The 23,751-nt window shown below is 30.4% G+C and carries 19 protein-coding genes and 2 pseudogenes; 6 read left to right on the top strand and 15 right to left on the bottom strand.

Annotated elements, in window-relative coordinates:
• Window positions 1-35: 35 nt before the first annotated feature.
• Window positions 36-869, bottom strand: a complete 834-nt coding sequence (locus RH82_RS05300; RefSeq protein ID WP_034058779.1) for a universal stress protein — start codon at window positions 867-869, stop codon at window positions 36-38.
• 1,135 nt (window positions 870-2,004) lie between these two features.
• On the opposite strand from RH82_RS05300, the gene RH82_RS05295 reads away from it, so the two are divergent.
• The 3 genes and pseudogenes from RH82_RS05295 to RH82_RS19215 form a co-directional block, all read left to right on the top strand.
• Entirely contained in the window at window positions 2,005-2,184 is a 180-nt protein-coding gene (locus RH82_RS05295) for a hypothetical protein (protein WP_034058778.1), read from the top strand.
• A 120-nt stretch (window positions 2,185-2,304) separates the two neighbouring features.
• Window positions 2,305-2,721 carry a hypothetical protein gene (locus RH82_RS05290; protein ID WP_034058777.1) on the top strand — a complete coding sequence of 139 codons (417 nt, stop codon included), beginning with the start codon at window positions 2,305-2,307 and terminating at the stop codon, window positions 2,719-2,721.
• 1,016 nt (window positions 2,722-3,737) lie between these two features.
• Window positions 3,738-3,857, top strand: a pseudogene (locus RH82_RS19215) (histidine kinase); the annotation flags it as partial.
• A gap of 241 nt (window positions 3,858-4,098) precedes the next feature.
• Here RH82_RS19215 and RH82_RS05285 read toward each other — a convergent pair.
• The 14 genes and pseudogenes from RH82_RS05285 to gcvT form a co-directional block, all read right to left on the bottom strand.
• A complete protein-coding gene (locus RH82_RS05285; RefSeq protein ID WP_034058775.1) occupies window positions 4,099-5,175 on the bottom strand; it encodes a DUF418 domain-containing protein in 1,077 nt (358 codons plus the stop codon).
• Between the two features lie 30 nt (window positions 5,176-5,205).
• The gene (locus RH82_RS05280; RefSeq protein WP_034058773.1) at window positions 5,206-6,093 is read right to left on the bottom strand and encodes a sterol desaturase family protein; all 888 of its coding nucleotides are present in this window, start codon (window positions 6,091-6,093) and stop codon (window positions 5,206-5,208) included.
• Between the two features lie 63 nt (window positions 6,094-6,156).
• Window positions 6,157-7,230, bottom strand: coding sequence for a hypothetical protein (locus tag RH82_RS17705; RefSeq protein ID WP_052158224.1), 1,074 nt, complete (start codon window positions 7,228-7,230; stop codon window positions 6,157-6,159).
• Window positions 7,227-7,586, bottom strand: a complete 360-nt coding sequence (locus RH82_RS05270; RefSeq protein ID WP_052158223.1) for a lipocalin-like domain-containing protein — start codon at window positions 7,584-7,586, stop codon at window positions 7,227-7,229. The genes RH82_RS17705 and RH82_RS05270 overlap by 4 nt, the downstream gene beginning before the upstream one ends.
• Before the next feature lie 449 nt (window positions 7,587-8,035).
• Window positions 8,036-8,323: pseudogene (locus RH82_RS18125) on the bottom strand (porin family protein); the annotation flags it as partial.
• A 1,011-nt stretch (window positions 8,324-9,334) separates the two neighbouring features.
• Window positions 9,335-9,718, bottom strand: coding sequence for a hypothetical protein (locus RH82_RS05255; RefSeq protein WP_034058770.1), 384 nt, complete (start codon window positions 9,716-9,718; stop codon window positions 9,335-9,337).
• Between the two features lie 306 nt (window positions 9,719-10,024).
• Window positions 10,025-10,354, bottom strand: a complete 330-nt coding sequence (locus tag RH82_RS05250; protein WP_052158222.1) for a GNAT family N-acetyltransferase — start codon at window positions 10,352-10,354, stop codon at window positions 10,025-10,027.
• A gap of 237 nt (window positions 10,355-10,591) precedes the next feature.
• A complete protein-coding gene (locus RH82_RS05245) occupies window positions 10,592-11,311 on the bottom strand; it encodes a YebC/PmpR family DNA-binding transcriptional regulator (RefSeq protein WP_034058768.1) in 720 nt (239 codons plus the stop codon).
• A 204-nt stretch (window positions 11,312-11,515) separates the two neighbouring features.
• Window positions 11,516-12,550 (bottom strand): hypothetical protein, encoded by a 1,035-nt coding sequence (locus tag RH82_RS05240; protein WP_034058765.1) that lies wholly within the window; start codon window positions 12,548-12,550, stop codon window positions 11,516-11,518.
• A 6-nt stretch (window positions 12,551-12,556) separates the two neighbouring features.
• The gene (locus RH82_RS05235; protein WP_034058764.1) at window positions 12,557-14,605 is read right to left on the bottom strand and encodes a carboxy terminal-processing peptidase; all 2,049 of its coding nucleotides are present in this window, start codon (window positions 14,603-14,605) and stop codon (window positions 12,557-12,559) included.
• Window positions 14,606-14,671: 66 nt separating this feature from the next.
• Window positions 14,672-14,968: a 4a-hydroxytetrahydrobiopterin dehydratase gene (locus RH82_RS05230; RefSeq protein WP_034058810.1), complete on the bottom strand. Its 297-nt coding sequence runs from the start codon at window positions 14,966-14,968 to the stop codon at window positions 14,672-14,674.
• A 149-nt stretch (window positions 14,969-15,117) separates the two neighbouring features.
• Window positions 15,118-15,951 carry a sugar nucleotide-binding protein gene (locus RH82_RS05225; protein WP_034058763.1) on the bottom strand — a complete coding sequence of 278 codons (834 nt, stop codon included), beginning with the start codon at window positions 15,949-15,951 and terminating at the stop codon, window positions 15,118-15,120.
• Window positions 15,952-15,966: 15 nt separating this feature from the next.
• Entirely contained in the window at window positions 15,967-16,881 is a 915-nt protein-coding gene (locus RH82_RS05220; protein ID WP_034058762.1) for a glutaminase, read from the bottom strand.
• A gap of 8 nt (window positions 16,882-16,889) precedes the next feature.
• Window positions 16,890-17,960 carry a glycine cleavage system aminomethyltransferase GcvT gene (gcvT, locus tag RH82_RS05215; protein WP_034058760.1) on the bottom strand — a complete coding sequence of 357 codons (1,071 nt, stop codon included), beginning with the start codon at window positions 17,958-17,960 and terminating at the stop codon, window positions 16,890-16,892.
• 169 nt (window positions 17,961-18,129) lie between these two features.
• Here gcvT and RH82_RS05210 point away from each other — a divergent pair, with 169 nt between their 5' ends.
• The 3 genes from RH82_RS05210 (at window position 18,130) to RH82_RS05200 (ending at window position 23,656) form a co-directional block, all read left to right on the top strand.
• Window positions 18,130-18,678 (top strand): hypothetical protein, encoded by a 549-nt coding sequence (locus RH82_RS05210; protein WP_034058758.1) that lies wholly within the window; start codon window positions 18,130-18,132, stop codon window positions 18,676-18,678.
• A 5-nt stretch (window positions 18,679-18,683) separates the two neighbouring features.
• On the top strand, window positions 18,684-20,117 hold the full coding sequence (locus RH82_RS05205; protein ID WP_156112420.1) for an SH3 domain-containing protein: 1,434 nt from the start codon (window positions 18,684-18,686) through the stop codon (window positions 20,115-20,117).
• A 134-nt stretch (window positions 20,118-20,251) separates the two neighbouring features.
• Window positions 20,252-23,656, top strand: a complete 3,405-nt coding sequence (locus RH82_RS05200) for an MORN repeat-containing protein (protein ID WP_156112419.1) — start codon at window positions 20,252-20,254, stop codon at window positions 23,654-23,656.
• Window positions 23,657-23,751 lie beyond the last annotated feature (95 nt).

Raw genomic sequence — 23,751 nt, 5'->3', positions numbered from 1 at the left:
GTTTAGATCTTTTTTTACAATTTATAATTTAAATATTACATTTTAATAGTCAGTACAGGCAATACTGAGTGATTAACAATATCTTCAGAAATGCTACCGCCAAAGAAATGGCTTAAACCTTTTCTACCGTGAGTAGTCATAGCTATGATGTTAGCACCTGTTTTATTTGAATGATTTAAAATGCCATCTTCAACAGAATAATCTGAAACATAGACAATTTTATCTGCCCATTCTGTTGCATCAGCTTTATCTAAAAAGTCAGTAACTTGATTTTCAGTTTCTTGTGTGCTTTTAAATTGAGCTGCATTTGGTGTGTTTACGTGTAATAAAGAGATGTTGCTTCCTATTACATTTAATAATTTAGATGCTTTTTTAAATGCAGGAACACTTTCTTCTGTGAAATCTGTAGCTAATACCACATTATCAAAATCAATATTAGTATTCTGTCCCTTAATAACAAGTACTGGTGTATCACTATAGCGAACTACTTTTTCGGTATTAGATCCAGTAAAAATACCACTATGAGTACTATGGCCGCGCGAACCCATTACTATTAAATCTGCATTTTCAGCTTTAGCAACTTCATCAACTTCTTTTAATACTTTATGGTGCTTAATAATAACAGTGACATCTACACCTTCCAAATAATCTCTATCTAAAAAAGTCTCAAATTCTTTATTGACTGATGCAAGCATAAACAACATTTCGTTTTGCCTATCAGCTCCAGATTCAGAAAATATAGATTCAGATAACTCTAGCATATTCATTACTATAAGTTGAGAATTATGTTTTTTTGCTAAGGCTGCGGCAGTTTCCAAAGCATATTCTGAATGCTTAGAGAAATCAACAGGTAATATTATTTTTTTCATAAGAAATAGTGTTTTGTTTTTCAACCCTAAACTTACGAATAAAATAAATGAAATTAGTTTTTTAAAAGGTATTTGATGAAAGGTTCAAGAAATTTGAAAGTTTACAAGACTTTGTTAAAGAGTACAATATATTACTGAATGACAATCTAAACCAAAGGTAAAAAATCGGTGTCGTCTTTATCTTGATTAAGTTCTGTGCCTTTCTAAATACAATAGATTGCTTTAAAGCAAAGGGTGTTATTTCTTTTTGTATTTTATAAATATAAGCGCGTTAAAACATGCGGATTTAATATTTTATAGAAAACCTGTCTAAGTTTTTAGCAATGTATAAAGCATACGTAATGGTGCTTTTTGTTGTCTTTCGTTTTATTGAATAGCAATGCTATTCAATTTAAAATACATATTACGTATCGAATACGCGATTTTTTATAAAGTAAAAGACGCGCTTGTATTTGGGGTTTACAAAAGTGAAATAAGAGGTCTGCTTAGATTATGGATATCTAAAATTATAAGGTTATAGAAATTAACAAGTGATAATTTTAAAGCAATAATAAGAGAGTTCAGTTAGTCTTTTATATGTTTCACTATAAAAAAGTATTAGGCAGTATTGCGACTATTTTTGTAAAACAATCAAACACTAATTCGTGTTAAAAAAAACGATAGTAACTCGTTTATTGCTTGAGTTCAGCCAGCATAAAAAATAAAACAAAAAAAACAGAGTTCTATCCATAGTGCCCTTTTTTAGTGTTATCACAGGTGTTCAAAATGTTAGAGCGCCTTTACATATTACTAACAATAATCATTAACGCAATAAAAATTGGTAACGTGACACAAAATAACGCTAGGCACTTACAACTAAGTGACCTCTTTTTAATGGTCCTTTTCATGCTAAGGATTCTGGTAAAGTAAATGAATTAAAAGCGAGTATCGTAAATACCATGATAAGATAAGTTACACAAATTAGAGCGAAAGTAAAAGGCAAGACAGGAAATTGCACAAAGCTCTTTAGGGATTTGTTCTGTGTAATCATTTAGAAAATAATAAAGCGTCTAACTATGGAGGTACTAATAGTGTTGATAATCAAAAGACAAGGTACGTAACCAAGTTAATACACGACATTACGAATGCTATAGATATGATAACATTAGAGCCTTTAGGTAACAAAAAGCTAGAGCAGAGCAGCAAGCATCATTTTTTTTATTTAATACTATTGGATACAGAATGGGGAAACAGGAAGCTTATTTTAGATTTTTTAAATACTATGAAACAAGATTTTGAAGCTACTAAGGCGGTAAACAGCTTGATTAATTTTTAATAGTATTAGCTGATTTTAAACTATTTGACCTAATCATTAATTCGTTTCGTCTTAATTTGCTATAAAATTGTATCTTTAGATGCTAGTCTTTACATATAATTTAAAAACAAAACAACAAGCATGAAAACTATCAAATCAATTTTAAGCATAATTTTTATTTTAATATTTATCAATATAAACGCTCAATCTCAAAAACAATTAGAAAGAGAGAAAAATAAAGTTGAACTATTTTCAATGAAAGAATATGCTAACTTGCACATTTGGTTTGAAAGTAAAGTAGATGATATGAAGATGACAAAAGAAGTAGATGATCAATATTATAGTATTCTTAGTATGTACACAGGAAGAATGAGTCGATTAAATGATAAAGATAAAAATTTTTCCAAAAATGAAATTACAGAAAAATTTAATGCTTTGGTGGTTAACTTAAATGATGGAGTAAAACCAATACTTAATGTTGAACAAAATGATAAGCATTCAGAAATAATGAAAACCGTAAGTCGCGCTATTTTAAATAAACTGAATATAAAAGAATAGCCTAAGCGTAATAATTAACGGTTTTACATAATGATACATAAATGCTGAGAAGCAATCCTTTTATTACAAAATATCCCAGATTTATTATTCTCCATAAGAGTAATGTTTTTGGGATATTTTGTGTAATGCTAACAAACTTACTCTTGTTGTAAGAGAATCTTTTTATGTAAAATAGAACCAATTAATAGTGGCTATGGATTAACTCTAAAAGCAAGACACTAAAAATAAAATCCAATGTGCAATAAAGGGTGTACTTTGCAATGGCTATATTGATTCCTTTTTTTTTACTTTAATTTGCTGTGGTTAGAGGCTGGAATTGCAGATAAGATCCCTAATTTGATCGTATAATAATAGAGATAAAACATTTTTTATACAATAACATAGGGCCGAAGCTTAATGTGTAAAATTAATATATCATAAATAACACTTAAACCTCATATTTTACGTTCCTGTGTGCACCTCTAATAAATAGAAACGATACTCCTCCTATTAATTGACATCTTCAATAAAGAGAAATTGTAATATTACTATTTGTTTTTCTATTGTCATTCATTCTTCGACAAAGCAACAAAATAGTTCTAAATAGGGAAAGCAAAAGTACAGTATATACAAGAGACAGTCATGACTATTTTTATACTCTATTAAATTATCTATGAGACATTTCTATTGGAATATTTTTACATATTCATAACGAGAATTTGCTGTATAATTGAATTGTAGTCGTTTGCCTATTAAACAATTACTAATCCATATAGTCCTAACGGTACTTTTTTTAGCCATTTTATAGATGTTGTTTAATAATTTAAAATGGTCTATCTACTGGACTACGATTTTTGTAATAACAGAAAGTTTTTTAAACGCAATGTTGCAGTGAAATCTAATGCTAATTTCAGTATTAAGGCTCATGTCAATTTGGTTATTAGCCTATCATTTACAACATTATTATCAAAAATAAAATAGTCACTGCAAAAGAGAATTTACGACTCTCATTAGTAGTTAAATAAGTTAAATTAGATGATTTGATATCACAATTAAATCCACATTTCATATTCAATTCTTTAAATTCAACAAAGTCTTTTAGTATAGACCTGTTCCTCCTCTTACTCACGTTCCTAATTCATATCTATCAATATTAAAACCAAACCCATAGGGCTCTACAATCTATGGTTTGGTTTAATAGGCTTTAGTCTACCAATTTTAGCTTTCTAAGATCGCAGCAACTTTATATCTGGTGGTTCTTAATCCAAACAGATCTGAGTTCTTTATAGGGGTTTTATTTGCATTGGATTGAGCATTTTCGAAGGAACATCGATATTAGATAAACAGTCTGTAAACGCTCATGAATTTAAGTTTTATAGCTTTTATCTATGAATTTTTTTAAGCCGTTATTTTTCGCATCAGCCATTCTAAAGGGCCATAGTTTTTATATTTTCTCCAAACAATTGCAAATAGAATACATAATAAACTAAATACAATCGCATAACCAACCGAAAATTGAATGGAGTAATTCCCTATTTTATTAGGGTTTATGACTTCAATAATTCCCATTCCAATAACAACGTGGGCTGCGTAAAACGTCAATGCTAATTGACCTGTTTTATTTAAAGCATCAATGATAAAACTGTTTTTAAATTTTTTGGCTATTAGTATACAAGCTGAGATTACCGCAAAAGCAATAGCAATACCATTAAACATATAAATGGGTAGTGGAGGCATTGGATTGGTTCCTAAAACCGCCGTTAGTTCTAAAGTGGCTTCTTGGTTTCCTTCTGATAAAATGGAGATAGTTAGATAAGAGACAACTTGAATAGAAATAAAGATGAGGGTACTCATCCAAAATATTTTTTTTACAAATTTGAGGTTGTTTAAATCCTGTTTTCCTAACCAATAACCAAAAAGCATAAAAGCAGTCCAAGGCATTACAGGATGAAAACCATTAAAAAAGAGATTTCTAATAAAGCCTTTAAACGACCAAAAAGCGTGATAATCTAAGGTGGTAAAATCCCAACCTGTTTCGTAATTTAAAACTGTTATTAAAATGGGATACGCTACAATTATGGCAATACCCGAAATTAGGATTGTATGTTCTTTGCAGGTTAAGATTAGTATTATGATTGCCATATAAATCCCATAAAAATGTAGAATATCTGCTGGCCAAATTGTGATATAAGAAAGACCTAGAATAAAGAGAAACAACGCTCTTTTTGCGATTCTAATTCGAGCGACTTTTATTTTCGCTTTATCTCTATGGTTAATTGCCGAATTGGTCATTAAAGCCATTCCAACTCCCGCTAAAACCACAAAAATGGCTGCCGCTTTACCGTCAAAAATACTGGTGAAAGATTGCACCCAAGGTAATCCAGCAGATCCAAATACAGTCTTAAAATTAACAATTATCATTCCAATAACCGCCAATGCTCTTGCCATATCTATGCCTATTATTCTTTGTTTCATTACTTTTTTTTAGTTTTAAAAAATGTTCTTTTATTGGCTTACATTGTTTGTTTCTTCCTTGAAATAATCTGGTCTCCATGATAAATTACCAAAGATGATCTTAATTCGATCCTTCCACGATTTGCACTTTTTTAGATCTTTTATAATGCTTTTAAATTCTATAACGTTAATTAACAGTGGATTGTTGGTGTTTATATCTTTTGTTAACCCATAGATAACTTTTTCTTCTTCCTTTTGATAGGTTCCAAATATCCGATCCCAAATAATTAAAAAGCCACCATAATTTTTATCTAAGTATTTTTTATTTGAACCGTGATGCACACGATGTACCGACGGTGTATTAAAAATCTGGTCTAACCAACCGAGCTTTCCAATACGTTCCGTATGTATCCATGTTTGAAATTGCGCAACTAGAATAAGACCAACTATAGCTTGAAAAGGACTAAAACCTATAAGTATCATTGGAATTAGAAAGATCCATTCAATCAAACCTTCGATAATACTCAACCGAAATGAAATACTTAAATTGTAATCTTTAGAAGAATGATGTACACTATGTAAAGCCCATAAAATTCTATGTTCGTGCTCTATTCTATGCATCCAATAATAAGTTAGGTCTGCAACTAAAAACGCAAGGAGCCAGGTGAGTAGATTCATAGGAATAGAAACTGGAGTAAGCCAATGAAAAGGCATTAAACATATAACGCCAATAGAACCAACTATTGTTTTTTCTAGAAGCTGATTGATAATAAAAATTATAAAATTGGCTCCTGTATCTTTCCATCTTCTTTTTTTTGAAGTCATTAAATCTAGTACTGTTTCAATAAAAATTAGGCTAATATTGAAAATAAAAAAATAGGCAATGAAGGTCATTATTTGAGATCCTTCAAATAGGGATATTAATCGAGTAAAACTCATGTTGTTAATGTTTTAATTTTTGTTGTTAGATTCTTATTTATGTGTTCTGAGAAAAAAAAATATTTAAAAATTAAGTCCTAATTCTAACTGAAACCCAAAATTTCTATTGATGATTTCAGAGTTTTGCCACCGCTGGAAAATACCAGCTCCAATAACGATTCCAAAAGCTTTCCAAGGAATTATTTTCACACCCTGATTAGCACTGAGACCTATTAAAAAGTGAGTTGATTTTTTGTCTTCCAGATCTCTTAATACCTCCAATCCTATAGGTGCATTTAAACCAATATCGACATAAAAACCAGGTGTTATTTTGATAAAGCCATTGAATCCGAAACCTAAGGCATACGAATCAACAGAACTATAGCCACGTTCTTGAACTATATCTGATTTAGAACGAGATTGACTATACCCAATTATAAAAGGTATAATAAGGTCTTTTTCATGGTCTGAAAATCCAGTATATGAAATGTTCCAACCCTCATTATATTTATCATACACTCTTTTGAATGTTAGCATATTAAACCATTTACCTAAAGGTTTATAGGTTTCAAAAACGGATACTTCCTCAGTGGAAGTCGCATTATTAAGCAGTCTATCTTTTAATAGATTAGGGGTTGTGTTTTTTCTTTGTGAATCAATGAAACGCCATAAGCAATATTCTAATGCTGCTCTTATTCTTTTTTCATGGGTTTCGTAGATTTCCGTTAAACTCGAAACTGGAAAAACTTCGGTTTCATAATGATCGACTTTATAAAGTACTTCTCCGTTTTCTGAATAGAAAGAGCATTCAACATAAACTCTTGCTGTTCTCTTATCGATACTTGTTTGTGCTTCTTCAATTTTCAAATGATTAACGCTTAAAGTTATCGGAGCACTTTCACCTGTTTTTGGCAAAGCAGCATCCATAAAGTGTTTGATTGTTTTTGCAGTGCCATGCTTTAAACTTAATTTCACTTTCTTATTAAAATTATCTTCTATAACTCCAAGGTGCAATTCTTGTCGATTATCTATTACGTTGTTTATATAAAAATTCTGATTCGTAATCTCGAATGGTACTATTTTTAAATCTATAGTTGTTTGCGAAAAAGATGAACTACAACTAAAAAACAGAAATAAAATACTAATAAATTCTTTCATAGTTTATGAGTTTGATTAGGCCTATTATAATGTACTTCGATATCTCTAATTTCATTTATATCATATTTTAGTACCAAGGAATTATTGGATATTGAAATAATGTAGGCTTTTATCTGTTCACCATTTTTAGCGCTCATTACAACGTAAGCACCGTTTATATTTAGGATAAATGTTCCTCTTTCTTCTTTTCCTTCTGATTTTGAAGTAAAAGTCATGTCTTCCTTAAAAAAAAGATAATCGTCTATTTCCTTTTTATTGGTTGGATACTTATAACCTGCAATCTTATAAGTATCCAGATGCCACCTATTGAAAAGCACATTTGCTGTATTTTGCTCATGCGGTACGTTACTTCCCATAGCGATTAATAACAGACTTGTAATACTTAAAAGACTAATGATTACAATTGCTCTGATTCCTATTTTTAATTTTTTATTTTTTTTTTCATTGCATTTATTTTTGTTCGTTTATAATTGATGGTGCAAATATATTTAGATACCATCATTTTAATGGTTCTCCCTATAATACCAAACAAAATAAAGTGTCTCCATTTACCGGGAAGACACTTTTTTTACACTTTGGAAACGATTATTGGTCAACGTATTTTACAATAGTATAATTATGAGTAAGACGACATTATATAATTAAGGTGTCTTCTAACTTTAGAGATCGTAATATTTATAATTTATACCTTAATAAAATTTGAAATACACTATTTTTAAAATCGGAATTTTTTACTAAGTGTTGTAATGCCATAATTATAACGAACTTGGGCAAATAGATTAGAATTGATATGGTATCCAAAACCTTAATTATGCCCACAATTAGAACTTGGAGCGTCTGTATCAATATCTGGGATTGAACTATCATTAAAATCAAATTTATCATTAACTAAAAATGATATTTGTGGCCTAACTTCTAAACTAATTTTTTTAGAGAAATAATACTTTGCCATCAAAGGTATTGCTAGATAACCTAATTTCATTTTCACTGAATTCCCAACTTCCGAACCTTGTTTAGAATACAGTAAATCTGGTTGAAGTGATAATTTTTTATTGACCTTAAATTCAGCAAATCTACCAATGTGAAAATCAAATACATTATTTCTATCTGTTTTAACTCCTGTTACGTTTGAAAATGTTAAGACCTGTTTTAAATCCGAAAATCAACATTTTGAGCATGGGTTAAATGTGATTTAACAAAAACAGCAATAGTTTGCTAATAGTAATGATTTTTTTATAATTGTTATCATTTTAATTTGTTTTTAAGAGCTAAACAAAAAGCCGTGCAAGAAGATATAACAGCTATTTGATTGGGCCAACTAAGTATTTTTAGTCTCTTTTATTTTGATTTAAGTCCCTTATTATTGTTTTTATAAGTGTTATAGCAGTGAAGAAATAAGACTAATATAATCTTTCGAACCGTTACCTTTAGGTAGTCTATTGATTATATATATAAGCTATATGCGTTGTCTTGTAGTTTTTTTATTTAGGCTAAAATTTATATCCTAATCTCAAATGTAAATTGAAAGCTGATTCACTTTTATTTTTCGAAAATCCTGACTGTTTCGTAAAAATATACCTAAATCCAATTCCCATTCCTGTTTCATAAGTAAAATACTTTCCTAGGTTTCTTCTAATTCACCAAGTCGGTATAATCGAAATATTACTAATTATACTAACATTTTCCGAATTAGAAATAACAAACTAATCTGGATGGTAGCTGGTTTTTAAAGCAATAAAATTTCCGCTATTCCCATCAATTCTGCGCGATTTCTTTATTCTTTTATTCAAATTATAATAGAGTCTTGGTTCAACTGTAATAGCAGGTGTCATTAAAAATCCAGTTCCATCATAGAAACTTCCTCACCAAATTCAGCTATCAAACCCGATTTCAATTCTTATTGCTATTGAGTTTGTGAGTTTAGATTCATTGTGAACTCAAATTCCTGAAAATCCTGTTTGAATTCCGTAAGTAGATTTTTCTACACTAGCGGTTTGACATTTAGCGATTAAAGTCATTCCGCACAAAGCCATTGTTAATAAAATTCTTTTCATTCCGTTTAGTTTGTTGTCAAATGTTGTCAAAAATATAATCGTTAAATAATTTAGATAGTTTGCAATACACCGCCATAAGAGGCTGTGATATCGTTATCATTCTCGGCTACGAGATGTGCCTTTATAACCCGATTATTATCCGTACCAGTAATGGTTGCAGTACCGCTAGTTGCAATAAAATAGTTGCCATCGCCAGTTTCAGCATTTAAGCTTGTACTTGCTTGTGCACTTACCAATTTAAATCCTAAGCTTTCATTTGCAAATGTATAGGTTCCTGTCACAAGACCTGTTGCACTAGTTGTCCTAAGCTCTAAAAACAGACTAGATCCAATTCCAATTGCGTTCTCTGGTTTTGTGATATTGATAATAAAACCTTCTGATAATAAGCTAACGTCCCAATCAAAACTACCATTATCATTTTCTCCATATCCCACTAAAAGCCCTATTTCTATAATAATTTGCTCTCCTTAAATAGTCATTACATTCTCTGAAGGTGTAACGTTATTATCGTCATCACTACTACAAGAAACAAAGATAAGATTAAGTGCTAAAGCAATGAGTACTACAACTTTTAAATTTCAACAACTTATAGCTATAATTTAATTGACATAATTATTTGCAAGTGCTATAATCAACAACTAGACAACAGAAGAAAACCAACCAGAGGAAATTTAGCAGTATTTTTCGAGTGTACACAGACCAAGGAATTTACTATAAACGTATTTGGTCTTTATCCATTTCTAGCAGATAACTTTTAATCTCAAAACTTCATTTCCGCTTTCTTCGTGCATATATTTTTTTATTCTTTCAAAGCCATACTTATCATAAAATGCTCTTCCTACACTGTTTTTTTTAAACACTTCTACTTCTAATTCTGAATAATATTTTTTAATAAAATCAACTAATTTTGTACCTATTCCTTTTGAATGGCTATTTGGTAATACAAAAAGACCTCCAATCTCATTATCCATCATACTAATAAATCCAACTATTGAATTATTTATCTCATATACCCAAGTTTCTGAGTTTGGTATATACAAATTTGTCATATCGGTTTTTACTTTTTCCACAAAAGTAGTATTCAGAAAGGGATGAGCTAATGTTGATGATAGATACCAAACATTAATAATTTATTCAAGATCTGTTACTTTGTGTTTCCTTATCATTAGTTCAATTAATTAAAGTCTGTGTTTAGTGTCTGTCTATGTTGAATAGTGTTGTTAACTTGTTTCATTTGTATAAAAAATGCTCTGAGACCATATTAATTTTCGGATAATGAGGGAAGTAACTTATTCAATAGATTTCTTCTACTCAATACGTTCTTCCATTGTGTGGTAAACATTCTGAACGTCATCATTATCATCCAATTTCTCTAGAAGCCTTTCAACATCGGCTTCTTGCTCAGGCGTTAATTTTTTGAGAATTTGAGGAATACGTTCGAAACCAGAAGATAGAATTTCTATAGCTCTAGATTCTAATTCTGCTTGAATGGTTCCAAAACTTTCAAATGGTGCGTAAATTAATATACCATCGTCGTCTGCAAAGACTTCTTCGGCTCCAAAATCTATAAATTCTAGTTCTACTTCTTCAGGATCTAAACCGTCAGCAGGAATTCTAAAATTGCAAGTATGATCGAACATAAATATTACTGAACCAGAGGTGCCTAAGCTACCATCGCACTTATTGAAATAACTACGAACATCTGCAACTGTACGTGTATTATTATCTGTTGCAGTTTCTACAAGAACAGCAATACCATGTGGTGCATAACCTTCAAAAATAACTTCTTTAAAATCACCTTGACCTTTTTCGCTAGCTTTTTTAATGGCACGCTCAACATTGTCTTTAGGCATGTTTAACGCCTTTGCATTTTGTATTACTGCACGTAAACGCGAATTACTGTCGGGATCTGGACCGCCTTCTTTTACTGCAATTACAATGTCTTTTCCAATACGAGTAAAAGCTTTACTCATAGCAGACCAACGTTTCATTTTTCTTGCTTTACGAAATTCAAAAGCTCTACCCATAATAATTTATCTTTTTTGTCAATTCCATTATTTATGCTGAACTCATGTCAGTAAAACGGAAATCTTATTTTTATTTTCAATCCTGAAGTGTTGTTCAGGATAAACAATGAAAACTTGTTTGTTGTTTAATAAAATAGTTTACACAAATTTAAAAAAAATGTTTAGCTACAAAAATGTTTCAAGCGAAACTATTGTTAAATGCTTTTAATCTTTTGGCACATGCCTAGATAAAAGTTTCGATTTTGTTGTTTCCATTTTAAGAAACACCTTTTGTCTGTTCTTATTTAAAGATGCATTTACCTTGTTATAGTTAGCAGCAGCTTTATTAATCTCTTTTGTTTTTTTATTATAAGCATCTATTTGTGCTTTAGTTCGTTTTTTTTCTGGTGTTTTATCCAAAGTGCTTTTTATGGTTTCAAAATCTTCATTTAATATCAAATAATCTGCTATTACAGGAATTTGGTTATCAGATTCATCACTAAAAAAATTAAAAACAGCTTTATAAGCTAAAATTAAGCTTTTATCTGTTTTATATGGTTTTACCGTTTTAAGGATTTCTAAACCGTCTTTTGCAGCTTGGTTTAGTGCATTTGTGTTTTGCTGAATGCCACTAACGTCATTTTTTTCTATAGCTTCCCATAAATACACTTCGTTAATATATACTTTAAAAAAAATGAGGTAGAGTGTATTTGTGTGATCAAATACCTTATTAGATATTGCCATTTTTTTACCCAGGTCGTTTTCATTTTCAATAATGTTTATTTTGTGTTTTTCAGCGAAAGCGTAGAAGTTTTTCTCGTATTCTATTTGAGATTCTGTCATTTTCTCGTCTGCCAATTCTTGAGCCAAAATATACGCTTCCATTAAATCGTAAGATTGCTCTGCAACGGCCTTCATATCTACTATATCTGCATACTCTTTTTTAAGTAAACTTTCGTTTAAGCGCATGTGGTTAAGTACATTTTTTTTATAATCTTCGCCATCGAAACCATTAGCTTTTTCAATTTTAGCAATGGCACGCTCTACGGTTTTAATTAAAACTTTTCGCTTTTTAGAAATGCTTTTATCTCTTTTGCTATGCGCAACTGCTTTAGTGTATTTCCATGTATTTTTAGTAACTGTTTCTTGTTCTTTGCCAATAAACTCCAGGTAATCTAATGCAGAATCAAAACTTTGAGCGCTTGAAAAAATTGAGAATAGAAAAAGTGAGGCAAAGATTAATTTTGTTAAGGCTTTCATTAATTATTAGTTTTGAGTTATTAAATCTTTTAAAATGTGTTGCGCTTCATTAATATAAATATCTTGAGCGAGTGACTTTAAAACAGCGGTATTTTGTTCTTTATCTTCTGTATTATATTCTAAAATTTCGTTTGTAGATTTTGTGTTAGTCATTTTTAATAATAAAGGAAAATTATCATCAGTATCAAATATAAAACCTAAAGTTTCTTGTCTTCGTTTTTGTTCTGCGGAAATGCTTTCTAATGTAAGCTTGTATTTTGTTCCTTTTTTATAAACTAGAGCGTAAAATGCAGTATTAATATCTAAAACTCTTTTAAAATTTTCATCTTTTAAAACGCGAGCAACACTTTTAGCATTGATATTAGCTATGCCTAATTTTTTAAGTGAAAGATGCTTTAGAGTTACTTGAGTCGAATCATTTTGTAATGCATGCGCTTTATCGCTTTCAGCTGTTTTAAAATTGTCGTACATTGAAGGTAATTTAATATCAGGAATAATACCAATTGCTTGGTGGCTTTTACCAGTAACCCTATAGAAAGCTTCTATGGTCAATTTTGTAAAACCTAGTGTTTTATCTTCGTCTAAGGGTAAAATGGTTTGCGCACTAGATTTCCCATAAGTTGTAGAGCCTACAATTAATGCACGATTGTAATCTTGCATGGCTGCAGCAAAAAACTCTGATGCTGATGCACTATAATCGTTTAACAAAATAACAATAGGTTTACTATAAAAACTACCGCGTTTACGATCTTTAACAGTGAAATTTTCTCCAGCTTTAGATTTAATAATGGCAACGGGTCCACGATCTATAAACATTCCAGAAAGTTCGATAGCTTCTTGCATAGATCCCCCACCATTAAAGCGCAGATCAAGAATTAAACCTTCAATATTTTGTTTTTGAAGTTTGTATAGTTCTTTAGCAAGATCAGCAGTTAGTCCACGACCGTTTGGAGATTCGTAATTGGTATAAAAACTTGGTATTTTAATGTAACCATAATTAGATGCATCTCGAATAAGATAACCTCTAATGGCGTTGTTTTCCACTTTAATATTACTTTTTGTGAGCTTTATATCTTGAAGTGTCCCGTTTTTCTTTTTAATCGAAAAAGAGAGTGTTTTATGTTCTTCTTTATTAAGATACAACTGAATATCTGCATTAGAAATACAGTGTATAGTAAACACAGATTTTCCATTAGAAATGGATTGTAATACATCATCTTCTTCAAATTTACCGTTTTCGAAAGCTGCACTACCAGGAACTATATGTGAAATAGCAATTTCGCCATTATTATTTTTAGTCGTAATAATACCAAAAGACATTTGATTTTTTGAGAGTCTGTTTTGATATGTCAATTTCTCTGTAGAATTGAAAAAGGTAGAATTAGGATCGTTAACTTTTACATAAGCGTTCAAAAAAGATTCTTTTACAAACCGATCAATGCCGCCATCTTTATTAAGAAACTCATTTAAAAGACAAATTTCGTTTTCTATAACTAATTGTTTTGCTTCTTTTTCTAAAGTCTTAAAGTTCTTTTTTATGCTCGTAATATCAGCATTGTCATCTATTAGTTTTACAATTGTGAGATAGCCTATGCGTTTTCGTAGGCCTTTATCTAAGGCTGTTTCGTTTTCAAAATAGCTGTAAAATTTTTTTGGAGTACGTTGTAGTGTTATTGTCCCGGAATAATTTAGTGGTTTTTGTTTTAGGGCTTCAAGTTTAGATATATTGAGTTTGATTTTCTGTTCTAAAACCGAAATGTATTTATCAATAAAGAGGCATTGTTTCTTTTTTATGTAGTCATCAAATTTAAACTCATCTCTATTAAAACTAGTGATGTCACTCTTTAGAAAATAGTCTTTTTCAGCATCCATTTCTTTAAGAAACAGTTTGTAAATTGATATAGAAGTGCTGTCATTTAGAGGTTTAGGTGCAAAGTGATTTGTTTCAATAGTAGAGTTAAGCGCAGAAACCTGTTTACAAAACAGAGTATCTTGCTGGCTGTAACCAAAACATGAAACGCAAAATATTAGGGCAACTAAGAGTAATCTAATCATCAAGTACATTAATATAGCGTTGTAAAATACGAAAAAACGGAAGTACAATCCTAGTTATAGCCACAATTACTCATCATCTTCTTCCTCAACAATACCTTCAATAGCAAGGGCTAGTTTTATATCTTTTAACGTAACGCCTCCTGCATCGTGAGTCGATAATTTAATATTTAAAACATTGTAAGTATTAGACCAATCTGGATGGTGGTCTAAAGCTTCGCATTCAAAAGCAATTCTGCTCATTGCGCTAAAGCAGTCTTTAAAATTATTGAATTCGTATTCTGTATGGATGGCGTTATCTGCATAATCCCATTCTGGTAATTTTTCTAAATACGTTTCTATTTGTTTTTCTGATAGTTTTAACATCATAATTCTGTTTTAAATTAATTATTCTCACGTAATAACTAAGTAAGATTTGGTGTTTTGATTCTTTTTTATAAAAATAAGGGTTGTAAGATTGAAACAAGAAATTATTACTCATTTTTTTATAAAAAAGGTATGAGAGGTTAAGCGTTTTAAACTTCTAACTCTTTAAAAACAGATTCACTTTCCAGTTGTAAATGCTTCGGTAATTTATTCTCTTTTGATAAAACGGCTAAGTAACGTTCTTCGTTTGTAGTATACACGTTTTTAAACAAAGGTTTAAAATCCCCTAAGACTTCAATAATTTCTTTTATAAAATCGTCATGATGCACTACATCATTACTTCCTAAATGAAAAACTCCAAATTTATTTTGATTTATTATATAGTGAATTTGCTGAGTTACTTTAGTGTCTGTAGTGACATTCATTACCAAATGTGGAAACACTTCAATCGCTAATCCTTCTTTTAAAAAAGCTTTAATTTCTTTAATTCTTGGCGATTGTGCACCAAAAACCATTGGTAATCTTATAATAGCGATTTGCTTTTTAGGCATGCGCAATAACATGTTTTCAATTTTAATTTTAAAATGACCATACATACTATGGCTTAAGGTTTTATCTAGTTCGTAGCTAGGAAACTTACTGTAAGCATCGAAAACATTAGCAGAAGATAAAAATAGTAGTTTGGCATTGTTTGCAATTATATACTCGCAAAGATGAGCATGAGCAATCACTTGAGCAGAAAAATTACCACGAAGTGCAGATACAATAACTGTGGGTTTTACAATCTCAAGAATTTCAAAAATATCATCTTCTTCAACATTATATTGAAAATAATGCTGATTCTTATCAAAATTATAATTGTCTGTTCTATAAGTTCCGTAAGTTCTAAAATAGGAGCAGAGCTCTTTGTAGATCGCTTCACCAATAAAGCCACTAGCCCCTAAAATTAAGATTCTATTTTTTTTGTCTATTTCCTGCTTCATCCAATAATTTAAATACTAAAAAATAGAACGGTTTGTTTTAGTAGTAAATTGCTCTAATGCTTGCATGCCAATGAGAGAGTTTCCTTTTGGGTTTAAACCTGGAGCCCAAGTGACAATAACAAAGTTATTTGGTAGTAATGCAACAATACCACCGCCAACACCACTTTTCCCTGGTAAACCAACCTCGAAAGCAAATTCTCCAGCTTCGTCATAAAAACCGCAGGTTAACATAATGGCATTAATTCTTTTTACTTGACTTAATGTTAAGTGCTGTTTGTTATTTACACATTTTCCTTTGTTAGAAAAAAGGTAAAAAGCATTCGCAAGTTGCTCGCAATTCATTTCTAAAGCACACTGATGAAAATAAAAGTCTAAAACAATATCTACAGCGTTATTAAGATTATTATAGGACTTTAAAAGGTTTGCAGCAGCATAATTTTTAAAACCTGTTTGTTGTTCGGATGTTGCGACTTCTAAATTATAGTTAATAGTTTGATCATTAGTGATGTTTCTAACATACTCTAAAAAATCTTGTTTTGGGTTTTTTAAATGAGTGACCAAAATATCTGCAACAACAAGTGCTCCTGCATTTATTAGCGGGTTTCTAGGGATTCCGTTTTCTAATTCTAATAAGGTTAAATGATTAAAAGGGTTTCCAGATGGTTCAACATCTAAACGCTGCCAAATTTTGTTATCCTCAAAAGCAATGGCTTTAGATAAAGCTAAAACCTTAGAGATACTTTGTATCGAGAATGGTGTATCCCAATCTCCAACATGACAATTGTTTCCATCTATAGGCTTTAAATATATACCAAAACTAGCATTGCTTTGCTTTGCTAATTCTGGTATATATGAAGCTACAACACCTTTATTTGTTGTGTGTTTTAAATCGCTATAGATGTCTTCAATAACATTTTGGAAATCAATCATAAATGTATTTATCCTTTATAAAAAGGTAATTTTACAACCGTTGCAGGCACTGCATTTTTACGAATTTGAATATTAATTTTACTGTTAACATCTGTAAAGACCATTGGTACGTAGCCTAAACCAATTCCTTTTCCTAACATTGGGCTCATAGTACCGGAAGTAACTTCGCCTATTTTTTCACCTTGACCATCTACAATATCGTAACCTTGTCTAGGAATACCACGATCATCAAGCTCGAAAGCAATTAACTTGCGTTCTACACCACGACGTTTTTGGTTTTCTAAAGCTTCACAGTTAGTAAAATCTTTAGTAAATTTAGTAATCCAACCTAAGCCAGCTTCTAGAGGCGAAGTAGAGTCGTTTATATCATTTCCATAAAGACAATACCCCATTTCAAGGCGTAACGTATCACGTGCAGCAAGACCAATTGGTTTTGCTCCAGCTTCGGTTACTTTATCCCAAATTTGTTTTGCTTCGTTGTTTTTACAATAGATTTCAAATCCGCCACTTCCAGTGTATCCAGTTGCAGATATTATTACATTTTCTACTCCTGCAAAATCTCCAACTACAAAGTTATAGAATTTTATTTCGGCTAAATCATGACTTGTTAAAGCTTGCATTTTCTCAACAGCATTTGGTCCTTGAATTGCCAAAAGAGAATAGTCTTCACTTAAATCGCGCATTATAGCATTAACATCATTTTTAGAAGCAATCCAGTTCCAATCCTTTTCTATATTACTGGCATTAACAACCAGTAAATACGTTTCTTCCTTTAGTTTGTAGATAATTAAATCGTCAACAATACCACCATCATCATTTGGTAAACAAGAATACTGTGCTTTACCAATGGTTAATTTTGAAGCATCATTACTAGATACTTTTTGTATTAATGCTAAAGCATTTGGACCTTCGATTAAAAATTCTCCCATATGCGACACATCAAAAACGCCACAATCTTTTCTCACTGCTTCGTGTTCAATGTTTACACCATCGTATTGTACAGGCATATTATAGCCTGCAAATGGTACTATTTTGGCATTTAGTGCTTCGTGTGTTGCTGTTAATGCTGTGTTTTTCATAGAAAATATATTTATTTACCGTCAAGCGGAATTTTTTAAAACTTGTAAAACAAAAGTATAGAAAAATATTGAGTTGATTTCAATGGCGTTCAGTTTAAAAATGGGTTAATTTTTTAGACTCAAATTTTATGATTAATTTTCGACTTTATTAGAAATAATCTAAGATTAAATGAAGCACTATTTACTCCATATTATGTTTGTTATTTGTTCTGCTTCTTTATTTGCTCAACATAGCAAGGCATATATTGAATTCACCAATAATCTTGTATTAATAGACACTATTCTTATTAATACCAAATTTAATAACGGTTTTAAAAAAGATTCTGGAGCGACATTAGTTTATGAGTATGAAGACTATTTCTATGAATTTTGGTCTGGACCATATATTCAGTATGATAAAAAAGGAAATATCATTACTGATTCTGAATTTGATAATTTCGGAAATTATTTATCATATACATTTTTTGATAGTAATGGAAATATAATTGAAGATTATAAAATAAAGAGCGTTGATACACATGCAGGTAATCTAGATGAGTTTATGGCAAACATTCATAGAAATACTGTGTCCATTGGTTATAAAAAAAAGTATAGTTACTCCTACAAACTGTGTAAGTATTATTTGAAGAAAGAAGGTAATGTCAAGAATTTTAATAAGATTGGAAATTGGAAATTTTATTATGAAACAGGCGAACTAAAAAAGGAGAAAACATATTAGTAACGATGAAATACTTTTTAATAACACTCTTCATCATTTTGTTTGTATTTACAAGCTGTAAAGATGACACTAGTTCAGATGTTAGAGGCTCGGTAAATAAGGAGCATCAGTTTGTTCCCATTGAAGGAATGATACGTTTTAAGTTTAAAACAGAAGACAGTTTAAACCTTGTTATTTCAAGACTTAATCACCAAAACAACTATTGTTCTTTAAGTTTATATCTTGAACATAATAAAAAAATAATAGATAAAATATTTTTACGCAAACTCTTCGAGCAATGCAATCCTCAGGTTATATTAAAACAAGATTTTCAATCTATAAAACCTGTTGTTTTTCAAGAAGCTAAAACCGAAGTAGGTTTAATAACCTTTAAACTAGAAGATGGTTCTACTTACGATTTACTTATTGGACATAGCAATAAAAAATTTATAAAACTTGACGATCCTATTGTATTTCAATCCGATCAAGTTGTAAAAAACACCTTAATAGTAAAAGATACGGCATTGGTTTATAATAGCGTAATTATAAATAAAAAGACGAACACAGAATTGTCCAATACAACTAAAACATTAGAGGTTTTAGGAACTGGCGTATTAAGAGAACAAAAAATATTCCCTATTAAAGCCTTAGTATTTAAACACACTTTCGAAAATCCAGATTATACTTATAGCATAGAAGAAACAAAATACAATTGGAGAAAAAGTATTTATAAATCTAACTTACGAAAAAAGGGAACTATTGTCGATTCTAATACACTTAAAGCACCCGAAAAGTATATCGAAACGCTTTATAATACAAATGAAATAAAAGCTACATACACAGATGTTTCTTTTACTAATGTTGCAGCTTTGGTTGAAATAACCAATAATGGTTTGGGTGAAACTTGGGATGGTTACCGTTACAGTAATATGCTTTTTGGTTATACAAAAAACAACAATTTAGTGAACGAACTTTATACACAAAGTGAAGGCGGAAATACAGAAAGTGACTATTCACATAGTTATATGGCAGATGAAATTTTTAAGATTCCAAGTTCTGAAGGTGGTTTTTACGATAGGATAATTATTAATAAAATTGGCAATGAAACATTTTACGATGCAGATACAGACGACCAAGAAGGTAAAACTACTCAGTTTTACGACATTGAAGAAGTTTACGATTATAAAAATAACCAATTTGTAAAAGATATAACTGGTTATGTTGCCTATGTTACGGCTAAAAACGGATTGTCTGTTAGAAGAAAACCTGGTTTTACCGAGCGACTAGAAACACTAGATTATAAAGCAAAAGTGAGAATAATAGCAAGATCTAAAATAGACTTTCATTTAAAAGAATCTAATAACAGAACTGTAATTGGTCGTTGGTGTAAAATACTTTATAACGACGATAAAATTGGTTATGTGTTTGACAGCTATTTAAGTAAGATTGAGCCTAAGTAATAATTTTTCACACTTTTCTGCTGCTTGTTTCAATGAAATCCTAGACTTTATCTTCACCTAAAAATACGCAGAACGTCGTATTTGTTCATGTCATAGTATTCAATTAATTTGTAATACACTAAAAATGAATAATTATGAAACGTTTTCTTCTAATATTCCATTGCTTTTTTGTTATGCCCGTTTTTGCCCAAGAAGTAAAGACTCAAAAAGATATTCTTCAGTTACCAAATACAAATTTGGTAAAAGATTTCAATTTAAAAATTGGAAGTGGTAATATAAACCCTGTCACAGTTTCTAATTCAACTTATACAGATTATGGATACAGTATTGTAGGACATAAATTTTCTTATTTACAAGATGACTATAGCACAGAGACTTTAACTTTTAAAGATACCTTATTAACAAAAAGAGGAACTTTATATAACTATGGCAATAAATATATTAAGCAAAATGGGTTTAATTTTTATTACACTTATAATACTAAAGGCTTTCTTAAAACCCAAAAAAGTAACGCTACAAGAGCAGGAGAAATAGAAGGTGGACAAGAAACTACTTATGAATTTGATAGTAGAGGTTCGCTTAAAGAGACCAAGGAAACGCGTGAAGGAAAAACTAAGCTTATCAAATACATTACAGACAGTAATTCTATTAAAAACGATTTTGATAATGGTAAACACACTTACATTTTAAAAAAGGGTTTAGTTACTCAAAAAATAACATTTAATAAAAGTGCCAATAAAACGTATACAGAATCTTATCAATATAATAACAGTGGTTTTTTAAAGTATCAAGATAAAGGAACTTATACATACACTTATCAACTCAATAAAAACAATGTAATAGAAAAAGAAGTCGATAAAGACCGTATGACAAGACATTACAAATACATTTACGATGCGTATGGAAACTGGGTTATTGCATATCAACTAGCAACGTCGGACAAAGATTATAGTGGAAATAAAACAAAAACACATTTATTTGGAGGTGAATTTTCATTTCAGGTTAGAGAAATAAAATATAGTAATGGCGATATTACGGGTTCAATTAATCTAGAAGATGGCAAAACCAAAGCTTTGGTTATAAAATTGAGAAATGGATTGTATTCTGAATTGATTGACAATAAAGTTCCACCAAAAGTGGTTAAAAGAGACATTCAAAAAGAGATTTATAAAATTCCAAACACAGATCTTGTTGAAGATTTTAATTATAAAATTGGAGCTGGAAACATAATTCCAAAACAAATTAATGAAAAGCAATATGATCAAAGACCAAAAAGAGGAAGTCAAGACATTAGCTCTGAATTAGAAAGAAATCGAACGACAGTTTTTGATACAAAAAACAAAAAAATTAAATCTTCATCTTTAATTTATAACAACAAGACTACAGTAGAAAGTTACACCTATAATAAGGCTGGGAAACTAATGATTTACGATTATAACAGTGCTTCATTTAGTCATAAAAAAAGTTTCGAGTACAAAATAAACGGTAATTTCAACTTTACAACTCTTTATGATGGTGATGCTAAAGGCTCTAAGCAAGCATTTGAAAAGACTGACTATGGTTATATCTCTAGTGGTTCAACGTTTCAGAAGTTTTATTCAGAAAACAATCTAGTTCAGAAAATAGTTACCAATTATAACAATGATGTACCTTCAGAAAGATTTTACACTTATAACAGCAATAATAAACTTACTAAAGAAGAGTCTTTTCTTTACGTCAGTTCATACCAATATAACTTAAATGGAGAAATAGAAGTTTCAGAAGAAAGTAGTAAAAGAAATACTACAACAACGACAAGAACATATGTTTATGCTTATGATACCTACGGAAACTGGATTATCTCTTTATCACTTTTAGATATGAGCATAGCAAAAGGAGTTCCTAGTTTTCCAAATCCAACATTACGAGAAATTATTTATAGCAATGGAGAAGTAACCGGTACTACAGATATTAATACAGTAAAAAACGAACTTGTTTCTTTGAGGAAAAAAGTTAGAGCTCTAGAAACATCTTCGTTTTCTGAAAATGCAACATGGAAAAAAACAGAAGCTTCAAGTTATTTATTCTCTATTAATAATCAACAAGAAGCTTTGAATACTTCTTCTGTTTTTATGGGTAAAAGTTTATTGGTTTTTCATAAAATATCTAGTCAATTATTTGTTTTTGAGGATTTTGAAGATAAGCCAGAAGGGAAAAATTTTCCTGCAAAAAAAACAACAATTAATATTAAAAACGGGTATTGGTATAAAACTGAAAAAGGAAGCGTTCATGTGTTTCGAAGTGATGGAACTTATATTAAAAAAATTGATATTTATAAATTTGCACCAAATAAAAAAGATGTCATTTTTAAAGGCGAAAACGAGCTAAAACAAGTTGCTTTAGAAAATTATACTACAGTAAAAATAGATACGCCATATCCTGTAACATTATACAGTGATTATAATCCAACAGGAAGTGATACCATGACAGATAGCGCAAAAAAATTAGCTAAAAGTCTAGATGAGTATTCAGAGTATTATACTGGAAAATGTGTAAATGGTGATTGCCAAGATGGTTATGGAGAAAAAGAATTTAAAGATGGCATGAAAGCACATGGTTTTTTTAAAGACGGAAAAGTTAATGGTCCAATTCATACGTCAAGTAAGAAGGATAAGAAAAGTACGTTAACGGTTTTCAAAGGTTCGTTTCAAGATCAAGAAGGGTTCTCTTATGAATACAATGGTTCCAATTTAATGATATTTACAGATAAATCTAAAAACATTGGTTTTTATAACGATTATATTACAAAGAAAACCTATAAATTGAATTACAGTAATGGAAAAGTGATTTCTAAAAAAGAACTTTTAAATAATGCTAATAGTAAATGTGTTGTTGGGAATTGTAGTAATGGTATTGGAATTTATGAATATGATAATTCTACCTATATGGGGACATTTATAAACGGTCAAAGAGATGGTTTTGGCTTTTTGTTTTTTACAAGTGGCGGTGACTATTTAGGTGAATTTTCTAATGGAGATTATCACGGATTAGGTACTTATACAACATCGGAGTTTGATTACTATATGGGCTTTTACCAAAATGGAAAAAGGCACGGACAAGGTGTTCGGTATTATGCAAAAGACAAGTATGAAGCTGGGAATTTTATTGATGGACAACTAGAAGGCAAGACTACAAAATCTAATACTTTAACAATTTCTAATACCAAAAATTCGACAACTGTTACTAACTTTTCCGAGTCACAAATGAAAACGGTTCTAGCATGTAAGGAGGACGCAAAATGTATTTCAAGGTACATTACAACGTTGTATGTGGAAGAGCGTAAAAATACATCTGGAGATGCGCTAATTAAAAAAACTACAGACTATTTTCATAGTTTGTACCTCTTGAATCCAAAGTTAGCATACAATACACTGTTTAAAATGGACATTACTTTAATTGACCTGAGATTATTACCACAAAGTGTTCAAGACGACTTAAGAAATAGAGCACAAAAACTATCTGATGGTTATCAAGAGCATTTAAAATCTAAAGGGTATTGAAAGCTTGTGTAAAAGAATAGAATAGCAAAACAAATACTAATCTCAAGCGTAAAACAGAGTAGAGGAATTAGTTTATGAAAGCACAGATAATCTGC

Source organism: Lacinutrix jangbogonensis (assembly GCF_000797445.1).
Taxonomy (GTDB): Bacteria; Bacteroidota; Bacteroidia; order Flavobacteriales; family Flavobacteriaceae; genus Lacinutrix; species Lacinutrix jangbogonensis.
The sequence above is the reverse complement of the archived record's forward strand: the minus strand, read 5'-3'. Positions and strand labels throughout refer to the sequence as shown.